The sequence below is a fragment of the Desulforhopalus glucosivorans genome, from assembly GCF_054397165.1.
This window is the reverse complement of the sequence record NZ_AP044854.1, coordinates 4,065,644-4,081,640: the sequence shown is the minus strand read 5'-3', so window position 1 is coordinate 4,081,640 and position 15,997 is coordinate 4,065,644. Positions and strand designations below refer to the sequence as shown.

At 45.2% G+C, this 15,997-nt stretch carries 11 protein-coding genes; all 11 read left to right on the top strand.

All coding sequences use genetic code 11. The annotated features are described in order from the left end of the window. Positions 1-102 precede the first annotated feature (102 nt). The 11 genes from ACX6CI_RS17600 (at position 103) to ACX6CI_RS17550 (ending at position 15,962) form a co-directional block, all read left to right on the top strand. Entirely contained in the window at positions 103-1,434 is a 1,332-nt protein-coding gene (locus ACX6CI_RS17600; RefSeq protein ID WP_458774963.1) for a uracil-xanthine permease family protein, read from the top strand. 74 nt (positions 1,435-1,508) lie between these two features. Next, positions 1,509-3,398 carry a transketolase C-terminal domain-containing protein gene (locus ACX6CI_RS17595; protein WP_458774962.1) on the top strand — a complete coding sequence of 630 codons (1,890 nt, stop codon included), beginning with the start codon at positions 1,509-1,511 and terminating at the stop codon, positions 3,396-3,398. Between the two features lie 257 nt (positions 3,399-3,655). Beyond that, a complete protein-coding gene (locus tag ACX6CI_RS17590; RefSeq protein WP_458774961.1) occupies positions 3,656-5,824 on the top strand; it encodes a methyl-accepting chemotaxis protein in 2,169 nt (722 codons plus the stop codon). A gap of 175 nt (positions 5,825-5,999) precedes the next feature. Then, positions 6,000-7,172 carry an ABC transporter substrate-binding protein gene (locus ACX6CI_RS17585; RefSeq protein ID WP_458774960.1) on the top strand — a complete coding sequence of 391 codons (1,173 nt, stop codon included), beginning with the start codon at positions 6,000-6,002 and terminating at the stop codon, positions 7,170-7,172. A 226-nt stretch (positions 7,173-7,398) separates the two neighbouring features. Then, positions 7,399-9,339 (top strand): response regulator, encoded by a 1,941-nt coding sequence (locus ACX6CI_RS17580; protein ID WP_458774959.1) that lies wholly within the window; start codon positions 7,399-7,401, stop codon positions 9,337-9,339. Continuing rightward, positions 9,336-9,896, top strand: coding sequence for a chemotaxis protein CheW (locus ACX6CI_RS17575; protein WP_458774958.1), 561 nt, complete (start codon positions 9,336-9,338; stop codon positions 9,894-9,896). The genes ACX6CI_RS17580 and ACX6CI_RS17575 overlap by 4 nt, the downstream gene beginning before the upstream one ends. A 45-nt stretch (positions 9,897-9,941) precedes the next feature. Further along, on the top strand, positions 9,942-13,487 hold the full coding sequence (locus tag ACX6CI_RS17570; RefSeq protein WP_458774957.1) for a hybrid sensor histidine kinase/response regulator: 3,546 nt from the start codon (positions 9,942-9,944) through the stop codon (positions 13,485-13,487). Positions 13,488-13,703: 216 nt separating this feature from the next. Next, positions 13,704-14,159 carry a hypothetical protein gene (locus ACX6CI_RS17565; RefSeq protein ID WP_458774956.1) on the top strand — a complete coding sequence of 152 codons (456 nt, stop codon included), beginning with the start codon at positions 13,704-13,706 and terminating at the stop codon, positions 14,157-14,159. A 118-nt stretch (positions 14,160-14,277) separates the two neighbouring features. Next, positions 14,278-14,646 (top strand): response regulator, encoded by a 369-nt coding sequence (locus ACX6CI_RS17560; RefSeq protein ID WP_458774955.1) that lies wholly within the window; start codon positions 14,278-14,280, stop codon positions 14,644-14,646. A 9-nt stretch (positions 14,647-14,655) separates the two neighbouring features. Further along, positions 14,656-15,282: a LysE family translocator gene (locus tag ACX6CI_RS17555; protein ID WP_458774954.1), complete on the top strand. Its 627-nt coding sequence runs from the start codon at positions 14,656-14,658 to the stop codon at positions 15,280-15,282. Next, the gene (locus tag ACX6CI_RS17550; protein ID WP_458774953.1) at positions 15,282-15,962 is read left to right on the top strand and encodes a DUF2293 domain-containing protein; all 681 of its coding nucleotides are present in this window, start codon (positions 15,282-15,284) and stop codon (positions 15,960-15,962) included. Before ACX6CI_RS17555 ends, ACX6CI_RS17550 begins: the two co-directional genes overlap by 1 nt. Positions 15,963-15,997: the final 35 nt, after the last annotated feature.

Here is a 15,997-nt window from a genome sequence, read left to right as displayed (position 1 = left end):
GAATCCACTCCTGCTGTTCTCTGGGTGGAGTTTGTTATGTCACTTATCCCTGTAATGCGGTAGCAGTCAGGGGTAGAATTATTGTGTGAGGAGAGTTTAGTAATGTCTCAAGTTTCTGTAAATTCTGATTATAAATTTCGTTTTGGCGACTGTCTGCTCGGGGCGCAGATGCTGTTTGTTGCCTTTGGAGCCCTTGTATTGGTTCCTATTCTGACTGGCCTTGACCCTAACGTGGCACTGTTCACAGCAGGTGTCGGTACCCTGGCTTTTCAAGTTATCACAAAAGGAAAGGTGCCGGTCTTTCTCGCCTCTTCTTTTGCCTTTATTGCCCCTATCATTTATGGAGTGCAGACCTGGGGCGTCCCAGGTACCTTGTGTGGTCTTGCTGCAGCGGGGGTTATGTACATAATCCTCAGCTTTATTGTACGAATTTTTGGAGCAGGCATTCTACATAAGTATTTACCTGCTGTTGTAACAGGTCCTGTTATCATGGTGATTGGTCTAGTACTCGCTCCAGTTGCTGTGCATATGGCCATGGGGCGCACCGGTGATGGCTCAGCCTGGTTGGTTCCTGAAACCACTGCGATGATTGTTGCCGGAGTATCTCTTGTGACTACTGCGCTTGTTGCACTGATAGGAAGGGGATGGATGAAACTTATCCCTATTCTTTGCGGAATTATTGCAGGTTATATTACCGCCCTTGGACTCGATGTTACAGGTTTCACCGCTTCAACCCAGGCTGGATTTGACCCCGGGACCTTGACTAACTGGACAGGGCCAGCCCTTATCTCCTTTTCACCGGTGGCCGAAAAAGTCTGGTTTGCGATGCCGGCCTTTGTCTTTCCTGAATGGAGATGGGAGGCAATCTTGTTTATTGTTCCTGTGGCGATCGCTCCTGCCATTGAACACTTTGGTGATGTTCTTGCTGTGGGGTCGATTACTGGTAAGGACTACGTCAAAGATCCAGGTATTGAAAATACTATGCTGGGAGATGGTATTGCAACCTCCATTGCCTCAATGCTCGGTGGGCCACCAAATACAACCTACTCAGAGGTGAGTGGTGCTGTGGCTTTAACCAAGGCCTATAACCCTGCCATTATGACCTGGGCTGCCATTGTTGCCATATTGCTTTCTTTTATTGGTAAAATTGGCGCTGTTTTGGCAACTATTCCGGTCCCTGTAATGGGCGGAATTATGATACTTCTCTTTGGTATGATCACCGTTGTCGGCATTAACACCCTCGTTAAGTCAGGACAAGATCTCACCACCCCACGTAATCTCATCATTGTCGCGGTTATTCTTGTCTGTGGTATCGGTGGTATGAAGTTTAGTGCAGGTGGTTTTGCCATTGAAAAAATCGGCCTTGCCGGTATTCTTGGCATATTGCTCAATATTATCCTGCCGAAAGGTGCAGAAGAGACATCAGAAGACTAAGCGCTCATACATTATAAGTATAACTCAATAACAATAATAGTTGAATTAACATAAGTTTTTACTTGGAGGTAAAAATGGATTTCCCTATTGATTTAGGTGGTTATGTGCCACTTAAGCTCGATCTGTCCCAAACAGAATTAACAGCAGACCAGCGTACAACTCTTGTTAAGAATATCCAGATCGTACGTGACAGCATTGTGTTTTTCACCGCACTTGCAAATGTGAAAGGCCTTGGTGGGCATACCGGTGGCGCCTTTGATATCGTACCTGAGTTACTCATCGTTGATGGCTTTATGAAGGGGTCTGATTCTGTTCATCCTGTCTATTTTGATGAGGCAGGACACAGGGTAGCCATTCAATATATGATGGCAGTGCTGAATGGTCATCAGAAAGCTGAGTCCCTGCTGCATTATCGTGAATATGATAAGGGCTACTATGGTCACCCCGAGAGAGACGATAAGTTTGGTGTTTTCTTCTCCTCAGGACGTCTTGGGCATCTCTGGAGTTATGTTAATGGGGTGGCTGAGGCTGACACCAGTAAAACCGTTGTCATGTTTGGCAGCGATGGCTCGCAGATGGAAGGAGATAACGCAGAGGCCGCCCGTTACGCTGTAGCAAGAAATCTCAAGGTGAAACTGTTTATTGATGATAATGATGTAACCATTGCAGGGCATCCAACTGAGTATCTAAAGGGATATGATGTTGAAAAAACCATGACTGGGCATGGTCTTGAGGCGAATTCAGGTGACGGCGAAGATATTGACGCACTTTTTGCAAGAATCCAGCAGGCCATGGTGGCTGATGGGCCAGTTGCTCTGGTGAACAAGCGACCAATGGCTGTTGGCGTTCCTGGAATAGAGGGATTGCCAAAGGGACATGATGTAATTGCTGTTGATCTTGCAGTCGATTACCTTAAGGCAAAAGGTCTCACGGAGGCCGCTGATTATTTGACCAACTTTTCAGTCGATAAGTCCAAAAGAAGTTATCTTGGCAGTACTCCCGAGATGGGTAAGGTCAGGGATGATTTCGGTAAGGTGGTTTGCGAGCTACTTGATGCCACAGAAAACGCCAAAGATAAGGTGCTGGTCGTGGACTCTGATCTGGAAGGATCGTGCGGTATGCATCATATCCGAAAGAACCATCCTGAGCTGTATGTGGCCGGTGGCATCATGGAGCGTAATAACTATTCAGTGGCCGCAGGATTTGGTTCTGAAAAAGGTCGTCAGGGAATCTTTGGAACCTTTGCTGCATTTCTTGAAATGGTTATTTCCGAGATCACCATGGCTCGTCTCAACGATGCAAATGTTCTCGCCCATTTCTCTCATTCCGGAATCGATGACATGGCAGATAACACCTGTCACTTTGGTATTAATAATTTCTTTGCCGATAATGCCATTGCAGAAGGTGATAAAACCAGGCTTTATTTCCCTGCAGATGTCCTGCAGCTGCGTGCAATGCTCAAAAAGGTATTCACCGATTCAGGTCTGCGATTTATCTTCTCAACCCGTTCGGCAACACCATGCCTGCTCACCGAAGATGGTAGCAAGCTTTATGATGATGGTTACACCTTTGAGCCTGGCAAGGATGAGATCGTACGTGAGGGAAGTGACGGTTATATAGTGACATATGGTGAAATGACCTACAGGTGTCTTGATGCCGTAGAGCAATTAAGGGCCGAGGGACACAGTGTTGGTCTGGTTAATAAACCAACCCTTAACGTTATCGATGAAGAGATGGTCGAAAAGGTTGGTAAGAGCCCGTTTGTACTCGTTGTTGAGAGTCAGAACAGCAAGACAGGCCTGGGAGCAAGGTACGGAAGTTGGCTCTTGGAACGTGGTCTTACACCGGGGTACTCACTCCTTGGAACCAGTAAGATAGGCCATGGTGGTATTGCTGAGCAACTACCTCACCAGGGTCTTGATGTTGATGATATCAAAAAGAAAATTCTGGAAATGAAAAAGTAGAATTGCTTTCTGGTTTTAGATATATCTGGCCCGCTTTCTTAATTTGAGGAAGCGGGCCATTTTATTTGGTAAATGGTCAGTAAAGAACCAATCGAAATCAATAAAAAAATTTGCATCTGAATATCGCTTTAATGTATCCTTCAAAATGATGAAAATAGTCCTAACACTGTGATGATGCTATTTGCCAGTGCGGGTGTATGACCATTCTGGATTGTCTGGGTGGTGACTGCAGATGGGAAAGAAATTATGGAGACGTGATGGAAGCAATAACTAATGGTATTGAAGAAGAAAGCGCTGATGTGATCCAAGCAGTCGGGCGTCGTAAAATTCGAAGTAAGTTACTTTGGTCGTTTATGATTCTTATTGCACTCACACTCCTTGTGATTGCAATTACACTGATCTCTCAAACGTATGCCCAGCGAACAATTAATGATCTTGTTCAGGTGCAGGGAAAGATTGCACGGCTTAGTCTCGAGACTGAAGGGACGCTGCGCATTATGGAGGGATATGAAAAAGACTTTCTCTTACAGCATGAACGAGTTGGTATTCGTGACGCAAAGGAACAGTATCTTACTCCTTTTATTGAACAAGGTGGTGAAGCTTACCGAACGCTATATGAAATTCAGAGTATTTCTGAAGCATCCGGAGATACCGAGGGTGTTCAGTCAGCTCAGTCCGCTATGGATTCAATCAATGAGTACCTTAGTGCCTTTGTTGGTACCGTAAATATTCTTGAACTTCGGGTGGATAAAGAATTCGGTGAGCTTGTGAAGCTTCAGGAAAGTGTTGACGCTCTTGGAGAGGCTGCAAACGCGATTCCATCCCCCAGGGTTCGAAATCAGTTTTTCCTGCTTAAAGCTGCGCTGCAGGATTACCTGATGGTTCAGACTCCTGAAAATGCAATGAAAGTAGTTGAGTCCCAGGATAAGCTGGAAATACTCGTGCAGTCCCCTACAGTTCCAGCCCCCAACAAGGCCGTACTCAATGAAACCTTTGAGGAGTTTGTCAAGTGGTTTGCTGAGGTTAAAAAGACTGATGCTACCATTGTAGAGCGTATTCAGGAATACCAGACTGCTGCAGCGAAAGCTGAGCCAATTATTCGTTCTTTTCTTGATAGTGCCGTAAAAAATGAGGCAGTTGCGACCAAGGACATGGAAGACACTTCAGCCATGGTACAGAAGATTGTTCTGGGTGTTGGTCTTATGGCGGTACTATTTGCGATTTTTATTGCTATCCGGCTCTCAAAAGGTCTGACCAATCAGGTTAACCATATTATGGGACTGCTCGGTGAGATGGAAGCTGAGAATTACGGTGCGAGAACTGAAGTAGTCAGTGATGATGAGCTTGGAGTTATGGCTGTCACCCTGAACAACATGCTGGATAATATCACAATCCTTATTCAGAGTCAGGACGAGCGGAATGCGATTCAGGAATCGATCATGAAGCTGCTTGAAGAGATCAGTATTCTGAGTGATGGTGATTTTACCGCCCGTGCTGAGGTAACCGAGGATTTGACAGGTGCAATTGCTGACTCCTTTAACGCAATGGCTGATCAGTTCTCCGATATTATTTCTAAGGTTAAGGTTGCAACAGAGGCTGTTGGTGTTACTTCAGATGAGGTTTCACGTCAGACAATGGAACTTGCCGAAAAGAATATTGATCAGGTGAAAGGTGTTACCACAGCGGTTGAAGCGATTGATGAGATGGTTGGATCGATCAAGAACGTTGCTGAAAATGCCCAGACTTCTGCACTGGTTTCTAAGCAATCGAGAAAGAATGCACAGGAAGGAGCTGAGGCTGTACAGGAAACGAACAAAGCGATGTCTGAAATTCGGGAAGAAATTAATGAGACAGCCCGGTCAGTTAAAAGGCTTGGAGAGAGTTCTCTTGAGATTGGAAATATCGTTCAGATCATCGATGACATTGCTGATAGAACTTCGATTCTTGCTCTTAACGCATCTATCCAGGCTGCTATGGCCGGTGATGCAGGACACGGTTTTGCAGTTGTTGCGGATGAGGTTCAGCGTCTGGCGGATAGTTCCAGTAACTCAACAAAGCAGATTGAAGTTCTTGTAAAAAGTATCCAGGCGGAGATCAAGGATCTTACAACAAGGATTGATGAGAGTATCAGCAAGGTTGTGGCAGGATCTCAACTCGCTGATGGAGCCCATGATAAGCTGCAGGAAATTGAAAATGTATCGAGGCAACTTGCTGAATTGATTGATGCTATTACCGCTGCAACAAACAACCAGGTGCAGATGTCTGAAACGATCTCCAAAACCATGGAAGATGTTGGTGAGGTAAGTAGAGAATCTTCTCTCTCAACCCAGGATACAGCCGCGTCAATGAATATTCTCAGTAAGACAGCGCGGGATCTGCGTTCTGCTGTTGATGTCTTTAAGATTGGCGAAACTGAGGAAGCGTAAAGGAGTTCCAGTTCCAATAAATTGTATACATGCCTTGGTGCTCTCTTTAAAGCAATAGCTCTGCAATAACTGCTATGTATTTGCTTTAAGACAGGATTGAATGAGCAGGGCACTACAGTGCATCTTAAAAGAGCGACATTTTCAGGTCGCTCTCTTGTACAGAGTGGAGAGACGAATGAAAAAAACGATTGCGATAATTTTGCTTACCCTTGTACTTCTGGTAATGGAGACTCCCCTTATCTTTGCCAGTGACGGGACCATCCGGATCGGCTTCAACCTTCCCTTTACCGGGATGTTTGAGCTGGTTGGTAATCATTCAAAAAATGCAGCCGAGCTGGTTCGTAAAGAGGTGGATGCTGCAGGTGGTATAATGGTCGGCGGTAAGAAGTATAAAGTAGAGTTTGTTTACCGTGATAATAAGTCTGACCCTGGAGCAGCTTCAGCCCTTACTGTAAATCAGGTGAGCCATGACAAGGTCATTGGTATTATAGGTCCTCTGAGCAGTCGTCAGGCTATTCCGGTAGCCAAGATGGCCCAGGCTTTTTCTACACCTATGCTCACGCCATGGTCAACCTCTCCGTTAACCACTCAAAATAGGCCGTTTGTTTTTCGTAGTTGCTTTGTTTTTACTATTCAGGGGCCATTGATTACAAAATTTGCGGCATCAGAGTTTAAGGCAACCAAAGCGGCTGCTCTTTATGATGAACTGAATGCATATTCCAGAGGAATGGCGAAATCATTTAAAGAGTCCTTTGAGGCAGTAAATGGTGCTGGTTCTGTTGTAGCCTTTAAACAATTCAGAACAGGGGATACAGATTTTTCTAAACAGCTGAAATCTATTTCCGAAGCAGGCGCGGAGTTTATTTTTTCACCTCAACATTTCAATGAAATCCCACTTATTGTAAAACAGGCCAAGGAAATGAATATTACCCTACCAATTATGGGAAGTAATTCCTGGGCTGGCGGTGATCTGGTTGGAGAATGCGGGGACGATTGTGCCGGTTTATTTTTTACAGGAAACTACGCACCTGGGAATGCGAAAGGTATTAATGCAACCTTTGTTGATCAATATCGAGCTGCATATGGCGAGTATCCCGATGAGCCGGCAGCTCTGACCTGGGATGCTGTTCATGTCATGATTCAGGCAATTAAAGATACCAAGGGTCTGACTGGAAATCTGCTTAAAGATCGTAAAATGTTGAGAGAGAGTATTGTCCAGATCAAAAATTTTGATGGTGCCACCGGAAAAATGACCTTTAATGAGAGTGGTAACCCCGAGAAATGTGCCGTTGTGGTAAAGATCAGTGAGGAAGGTATTTATACTGCCCATGAGACAGTCTGTCCATAATCTTAAATCCAGATGTGTAGCTGTATTTTCTTCACCGGATAGCGAGTTTTAGGGCTTTGGAAATTTAAGCGAAGTCTTCACTTATCCGAAGTCTTCGCTTATCCGAAGTCTTCGCTTATCTGAAAGCTGTACGGACTTATTTTGCACCAATGAATTTCGTGAAGTTAACTATCTCGACCTACTTCCCGCAAAGCGGGGTTAGAGTTCTACGTTCAAGGGTTTTGCAATGAATGAATCAAACGAAGAGTTCAGAGAAAGCGATAGAGATATTCTTGAATATTTGAGCTCCCTTCGTCTTCTCACAAGTGATCTTGATGTGGAAGTCAAGACAGCTCATTACTCAGGTTGTATTCAGGTGAGAGGCGGTGCTATTGTTGCCGCTAGCGTCGGAGATATGATTGGTAACGGGGCGCTTTTTACTCTGGTGACCCAGGGGCTGGGAGAAATAACATCGACCAGGTCCGAGGACATCGTCGTTCCTAATGTTACTGTCAATTATGATCAGATCGTACACATCGTAAAGCAGGTATCCTCAGTCTCGTCTGCAGAACAATTCACTGATGAGGCGGAGGCCTTGGAAGAGGCTGTCCATCTTTTTCTTCAATTTCGTAGAAAGGAGGCAGGGGCACGGCTGGTAGAAATCCTGAGAAATAACAGGTTCTATTATCCGGCATGGCTTTGGCACTCAAGGCTGATGAACCGGGCTGAATATCTGCAGAAAGCAGTGGCTGAGATGAAGAAATGGGGCGGTCACGACGCGGTGGTTCAGGCAGAACTGGCTAAAATTGAGCCCCAGCTGATAGATAAAAAGGGTGCTGTAAAACGTTGTATTTTCTGCTGGGCCATAGTGGAAACGGGACAGGAATATTGCTCCACCTGTAATTGCTGTCTGTCAATATCTGCAAAGAAAAATGAGAAGCAGGGAGAACAGGCGGAATTAAAGGCATCCCTGAAGTTGTATGATGCTGAATTTACACTGAATCCGGAGAACTCACGTATTGCCTACTGTTTATGTCTTGGTAATTTCTCTTTGGGAGATGTTGAAGCCGCTCAGGGCTATCTGGACAAGGCGCTCGTTGTTTCACCAAAAGAGCAGTTGTTTCAGAAAACTGCACGATTTTTAAATAATCTCACTCCCCCAAAAGCGGAACCCGTTGTAGAACAGGTGGTTCCAAAGGTAAAAGCAACAACATCCAAACAACCTGTCACGACGATAAAGTCAGTACCTGCATCAGCACCTGTGAAGGCCGCTGCGCCTGTTTCTACCCCTTCTGGTGCAAAGACCATTTTGGTTATTGAGGATAGTAATACCTCAAGAAAGGTAATCTCAATGGTGCTCACGCGTCAGGGCTATAATATAGTCGAGGCCACCACCGGAGGTGAGGCAATATCCCGTCTTGTTGATGTTATGCCGGATCTGGTGCTACTCGATGTCATGCTGCCTGATATGGATGGATATCAGGTCCTTTCGGAAATCAGGTCAAGTGCACGATTAAAAGATGTTCCGGTTGTAATGCTGACTGGAAAAAGAGGCAGTACCGACCGTATGAAGGGCCTTTCCAGTGGAGCTAATGAGTACTTAACGAAACCTTTTGATCCGGCAAAGCTTGTTAAGGTTCTGGACAGATTTGTTAAATCAACAACAGCTAAGACCGCCAAAGTTTCAGTGCGTAAGGTTCCTGTTGTAAAGGCCGCTCAGCCAGGCAAAAGATCCATTAAGGCAACAGTTAAGCCTGCTCTCCAGGCGACTCCATTAAAACCCGTGACAAAAGTAACCGGGCCATCCATTCTTATTGTGGAAGACAGCCCCACTACGAGAAAAGTCATCTCTATGGTTTTAACCAGACAGGGATATCCGCTACGGGAGGCAGTAACAGGAAAGGAGGCTCTTGCAGCAATAGAATCCAAAGCACCAGAGCTGATTTTGCTGGATGCCATGCTACCCGATATGAGTGGTTACAGTCTTCTCACTCAGCTGCAGAAAAGTGCAGCGCTCAAAAAAATTCCTGTGGTGATGTTGACGGCGAAAACCGGTGCAACCGATAGACAAAAAGGGATGCAGGCAGGAGCCGTTGCGTATCTGACTAAACCCTTTGACCCTAATAAATTACTCACAACTGTGGCACAGCATTTACCTGCCAGTTTCTTAGCTGCGATTAAAAAATGACAAATTTCCCTGATTTAAAAGACCTTATTCATGGTATCGATAGCCATCTTGAAGGGGTAGCAGATTTTGATGAAAACAACGCTTTTGGTTCTGCAGCACCGGAGCCCATGGCCAAATATATTCTTGTTACCATTGGCTCGCGCCATCTAGCGATAGCTATTGATAGTCTTGCTGAGGTTGGCGCAGTACCACAAATAACATTTTTACCTAATCTTCCTGACTGGATTCTGGGAATTATGAATATTCGTAGTGAAATTATCTCTATGGTTGATTTCCCAGGTTTTTTGCAAGAGGAACAGGCCCGTGTTCGCGGTGAAAAGAAGCTCGTTGTGTTGCGTAATGAGAAGATGAAGGTCGGAATTGGTGTGGATGCTATTGTGGGAACCGTGACGAAATATTTAAGCGATATTGAAAACTCTGATGTGGAATCTGAGAGTTCAATCGGCAAGGTGCTATTTTCTGAACGCCTTTCTGTTGAGGGGAGGTCCTACTCTATATTGAATGTTGGGAAGTTTCTCACCCACTCAAAGCTTGTGAACTTTTCAGAGGTACGTTGATGCTATGGTAGTCTGGTATGTTTTGTATAAGAAGGATCAATTGAAATGGTGAATTTTTCAAGATCAGAGCTCCTTGAGTTGTTTCTGGAGGAAGTGAAATCATATATTCCAGAAATGGAAAATGGGCTCAGTGCAGTTTTGGCATCAAAGGATATCGATGCCGTTGGTGAATTGCATCGACTCTTTCACAATGTTAAGGGTGCTGCAGCCCAGGTTCAACTATCCCATTTAAGCGATGGTTCACGAGTGGTGGAAGAGTACCTTTCCGCTATTGTTGAAGGCGAAGCCCCGTTATTAGATGCTGGTGTTGAGTCTATTAAAAAAGCCATAGAGCTCCTTACTGTATTTGTTGAAATGGAATCTTCAGATACAGTTGTTGAAAAGAAGTTCTGTGAGGCTATAGAAGCTATGGCCTGGCCTTTAGGAGAAGAGGGTGACGTAGACGCAGGGGGGGCTCTTGATACCATTCGCTCCCTGTTACCGTTATTAAATGAGCTTGTGGTTTGTCTTGAAGATGACGCAACCCATAGGGAGCAGAATAGAGCCGTTTATAATAGGCTAGCATCTGCTTTCTCAACTCTTACCCATCTTACCAGAAGCAGTAGGCTGGAAGTTCAGAGCCTATTGTTTGATGAGTTTCATAGCTTGCTGACATCCCTTGCGGAAGGTGGACATCCACAGCAGGATGAAGTTGCTGGTCTGGTTAAAGATTTCCTTGGTTTTGTTGAGGTGGCATTTTCTGAAAACTTAAAAGACCGCTCAGAATCCCTTGAAAAAATTCATAAACAGCTTGCTCAGGTAAAACTGTTATTTATTTCGGGAGCAGGTGATAGTTTAGATGCTTTACAGGAAAAGGAACCAGATTTCCCGGCAGACGATCTTTTTGGCGATGAAGACAATATAGATGATTCTCTTTCGTTTCTTGATGAGTTGTCCGATATGGACGTGTCACCTGCAACAGAGATCAACGAGACGAATGAAGCCCGTGAGGCAGGTGAAGAACTTGATGACGATCCTGATTTTGGAGCAGATGAGGCTGTCTTAGATTTCTTTGAAGATAATGAAACTGATGAAGAAGATGAAGAAGATGAAGAATGTGTAGAAGCAAGTGATACTGCAGCAATAGAACCTCTTGAAGATAGCGCTGACGTCGCGGACTTTTTTACGGAAACTGAAGATGTCGAAGATAGTTATGAGAGTGAACCCATAGCTTACACAGACCCTGAGCAGGATGCACTTGCAGAAATATTCAAAGAAGAGTGTGAAGAACATTTTATCACCATTAATGCATCTCTGCATGATCTTGAACAGCAGGTGGCCCTGGATTCTTCAGATAGAGCAGGTATCACCCCATCCCTGCGTGAGATTCGCCGGGCGGTTCATACGCTGAAAGGTGCCGCATCCATCACAGGGGTTAATGTGCTGGCCGGTGCAGCGCATGTCTTAGAGGATATGCTGGATTGGCTGTATGATAACGAAAAGCCTGTTGGCAATAAAGAGATCCAGCTGCTAGGTAGTAGTGTCGAAACCCTTGAGCGTCTTGCTGCTGACCCGGATACAAAGCAGGCAGACCTGCTCCAGGCAAACGTAACTGATTATCTGTCAGAGCAGAAGAGTCTGGAAACTGAGATCGATGATCTTGAGACGGCTGATGATAAGAAAGATGATGTCGTACAGGTCGCGCCTGAGTTGGAACAGAATATTCCAGAGCGCTCAATACTCCCTGAAGATTCAGGAACCCTAAGGGTACGGCTCGATGATCTTGATGAACTCCTCTCAGTTGAGGGTGAGCTGGTTGTAGCCCGTGGTGCCATTGAAAAGATGGTCGATGAATTTACTGCAACTCTTACGGATCTTGAAAACGTTAAAGAGAACCTAAGGAGAAAGAGCCAGGAACTTGAATCGGGTTTTGAAGTACAGGCCCTTTATGGTGGCCAGGCAACGGCTGCAAAGTCTGTGGCGCCACTTATGCTGGTAGATGATCAGGGTGGCCAGGACCTGGCCGAGTTTGACCCTATTGAGCTTGATAGATATTCGGAGTTAAACCTTATTATTCGTTCGCTGAATGAAATCTCTGTTGATGTTAGCTCAATATACTCAACTCTTTTATCGCTTACCGGAGATCTCGGAGGCCAGGTTTCAAAGCAGCAGCTTACCATGCGACAGATGCAGGATAAGCTGATGCGAATTAGAATGACACCGCTTTCCTCCATTTCGAGGGTACTCTACAGTACGGTACGTAGTGCTTCGGCAAAACTTGAGAAGACCGTTGATTTCAACATTGTCGGCGAAGATGTGTACATGGATAGATTCGTGTGGGCCAGAGTCACCGACCCGCTTGTACATATTCTCCGTAACTCTGTGGATCACGGTATAGAAGAGGCTGAAGTACGGCTACGAGCTGGAAAGGGAGAGAGGGGGAGAATTACCCTGAGAGCTGAGCAGCGCAGTCGTTACGTCGTTTTGCATATTGAAGATGATGGTGCGGGTATTGATCCTAAAAGGCTGCGAGCTAAATTGTCCGAGAGTGGTATTGGAGAAAATCTCGACTCTCTTAGTGACTCAGAAGTTCTTGAATACATCTTTTTCCCAAGTGTAAGTACAAAAGAAGATGTGAGTGAATTGTCCGGTAGAGGTGTCGGCCTTGATGTGGTGAGAAAAAACATCCAGGAACTGCGCGGATCAGTCCACATTGATAACAGCCCTGGAGAGGGCTTACGTTTTGAGATACATATACCATTCACCCTGTCGGTGAATAGAGCTGTTCTTGTTGATGTTGCCGGAAGTATGTTTGCAATACCACTTCAGGATGTTGAAGAGATCAGGCAGTTCAAGGCGGAAGATGTACAACTAGTAGATGGCAAGAGCAGTCTGCATATTCAAGGTGAGGATATAGCCTTTGGCAGTTTAGCATCCTATGTGCAGCTGGAAGAAGATGCGCATACTTCTGGTGGTGCGGCAGTATTATTCTCAACCACTTCTAAGAGTGGTGAAGATGCAGAACGACTTATACTTTCGGTGGGTGAAATTGTTGAGCAGCGTGAAATTATAGTCAAAAGTCTGGGCAGTCATCTTGCCCGTGTCCGTGGGGTAAGTGGGGTTACCGTGAGTGGTTCCGGTGATCTTATTCCCATTCTTAACCTGAGAGAGCTGGTGGATGTGGCTCAACCAGTGGTGCAGATGGCAGTAGAAACTGACAAGCCATCAGCCCAACAGGCACCGTTAAAGGTACTGATAGTTGATGATTCCATCAGTGTACGTTATTCCGTTGCAAGGCTGGTTGAATCCTGTGGCTGGGTGCAAAAACAGGCAGTGGATGGCCTTGACGCACTGACTCAGCTTGAAAGTTACACTCCCGATGTCATTATTCTTGATATTGAAATGCCGAAGATGAATGGCTACGAATTTAAATCAAATATCAACAACAGGGAGGCGTATAAAGATATACCTGTTGTGATGTTGACCTCCAGAGCCTCAGAGAAGCATCAGCAAAAAGCCAGAGAATTGGGCGTGGACTATTATCTGACCAAGCCGTATGAAGAGGATAGTTTTGTACAATTATTGGAGAAAATTGAAGAGCAGCGTAGCTAATTCAGCTAAGAAGAGTGTTAGCCAGGATAGCGTAGACCTTGAGTGAATTTATCAGGTGCTAACCCCGATGAACGGGATACGTGCCTCGAAGGTCTCACTACGGTCACTATCTGATGGTAAGACTAACATCACGATTTTAAAATCAATTCCTGAGGTTCTTATTTTTTATGACAGGCTTTCAGGAGTAAGGCACTAACAGGGTAGGGTGTAGATGTTATGGGAACTGATCTTGAGGTCGCTCTCGTTCGGGCGGGTTGTCGCAATGCAGAAAATCAGGAACTCTATTGGATTTTTAGTCGTGCTCAGTTAGAATTTGTATTAAAAGAGCTTGAGCTTGTTGATTCATCAAATTCACAGGTTGTCGCAAGATATCAGGAAATGGTTCTCCCTGTCCTCTCTTTAGAACAGTATTTTGGCTTTTCAGGAGGTGGCGGGGGTGACAATAAAAAGTTCATGGTGCTTCGATCTGTAGATGAAAATAAAAAATTACAAAGAGTAATTATACAATCGGATTCTTCTCCACAATTTTTAAAACTGACCAACTCGTTCACCTCACTGGTTGATTTCTCAACGCCAAAGAATAGTGGGAAAATCCGAGGGGCGTATTCCCTCGGTAGAGATAAGGTGGGAGTGGTTCCAGATGTCGGTGGTATTTGTCTGAGTATTGTGTAGAAACAGATCAGGTTATGTACGTAATATTAAATAGTAAGTCTTCTGGATTATAGTAATTCCTGGCGGATTGAGTCGTCATGGATTTAGAGTGATATTGAACAAAAAAGATGGAGTCAAAATGGCAGCTAAATTAATTTTAATAGTGGAAGACAGTCCTACAGATAGAAAGATAGCGGAAGCTGTTTGTTTGGATCAGGGGTACAGGACTGTAGTGGTAACAGAAGGAGATAAAGTGGTATCCACCGCAGCTGAGGTCAAGCCGGACTTGATTTTACTCGATGTGATATTACCTAATAAAAATGGTTTTCAAGTCTGTCGCCAGCTCAAGAATGATGAGGCAACCAAAGAGGTAAAGGTTGTTATCGTTAGTAGCAAGGATCAGGCAAGTGATAAGTTCTGGGGCTTGAAGCAGGGTGCTGATGATTACCTGACAAAACCCTATAAGGAAGAAGATCTTGTTGCGATAATTGATAAGAATTTGAAATAAGTTTTTTTAATGCAGCCTGTTGAGACCTTGTCACTGTTTTTTGCGACCTCATTGCTCTTAGCGCTGACACCGGGCCCTGACAATCTTTTTGTTCTTGCGCAGGCTGCTCAACGGGGAAAGCTTGCCGGTCTCATTGTAACAGCAGGCTTATCCACCGGAGTTTTATTTCACACCCTTGGTGTAGCATTAGGAGCCGCAGCACTCTTTAGTGCTTCGGCCCTTGCCTTCAATCTGCTTAAATACATTGGTGCGGCCTATCTGCTCTACCTTGCTTTTCAGGCATGGAAGGCGGGACGTAGTAGTGTACAGCAGGGTGGGGAAGCACCACCTGGTGTGGGGAAATTGTATCTTCGAGGGGTTATTATGAATATTACTAACCCAAAGGTCTCAATATTTTTTCTTGCCTTTCTCCCCCAGTTTACAGACCCTGCCCTTGGACAACTCCTGCCGCAGTTTTTAATTTTGGGTGTGCTTTTTGTTGTTTCAACACTCCTCATTTTTGGCACTATTAGTCTTGTTGCCGGATGGCTGGGTGCGAAGCTGAGATCATCTGAAAAACCAGAACAAATCCTTAACCGAGTTGCAGGGACCGTTTTTCTGGGACTTGCTATCAAACTTGTACTAACCAAACAGTAATGTCAGACATTAACAGAATTGTAAAACCCTCAAAAAAGCCTGGAGCAGTTCTGAGCGAGGATGGGGAATTGTTGCATATCCCGGCGGGCTGGGAACTCCTTGAGCCTGGTGATGGTCCGCTGACCAAATGTGTAAAAGCCAAGGGTCCGAGTTGGCTTGTCCAGGTAAAAAAGGGCAGGCGCTTGATCTCTAAAGGGATTTGGACTGATAAAAACCATATTGTTGAGGGGAGGCGTGAGATTGAAGAAAAACGTTCTACTGATTCCTACGCCAAAAAGAGAAAGAGTGATCTTGCGAGAAAGGAGCGGTTACATCAGCAATACGTAGCTACATTTTCCTCTGAAGTTGCTTCCTTTCTCTCATTTGCCCCTTGCTATAAGGCGCTTGAAGAAAAGCTTGCCTATGCCGTGACCGTTCATGCGACGCCAGTTGGCTCTGGAACTGTGGCAAGGACTACACGTATCCCTGTGGAAGACAGGGCAGCACGTGCGGTTGTAGCCTGGCTCAGACACCAGACCACCGGTTATGATACTATGTCAATTGCAAGGGTAAAGGGGCGTCGAAGAGAGGTACGCAGAATGCTCGCTGAACGTTCCATGGAATTGCTTGCGAGGTATCGTGAGGGACTGGATGTTCCTGACTCGTGTCCTTTGAAAAAAGCTCTTGAAGCCGGGAAGTAATCTCATGGCCCGAATTTATCACCAAGTTGGTGATA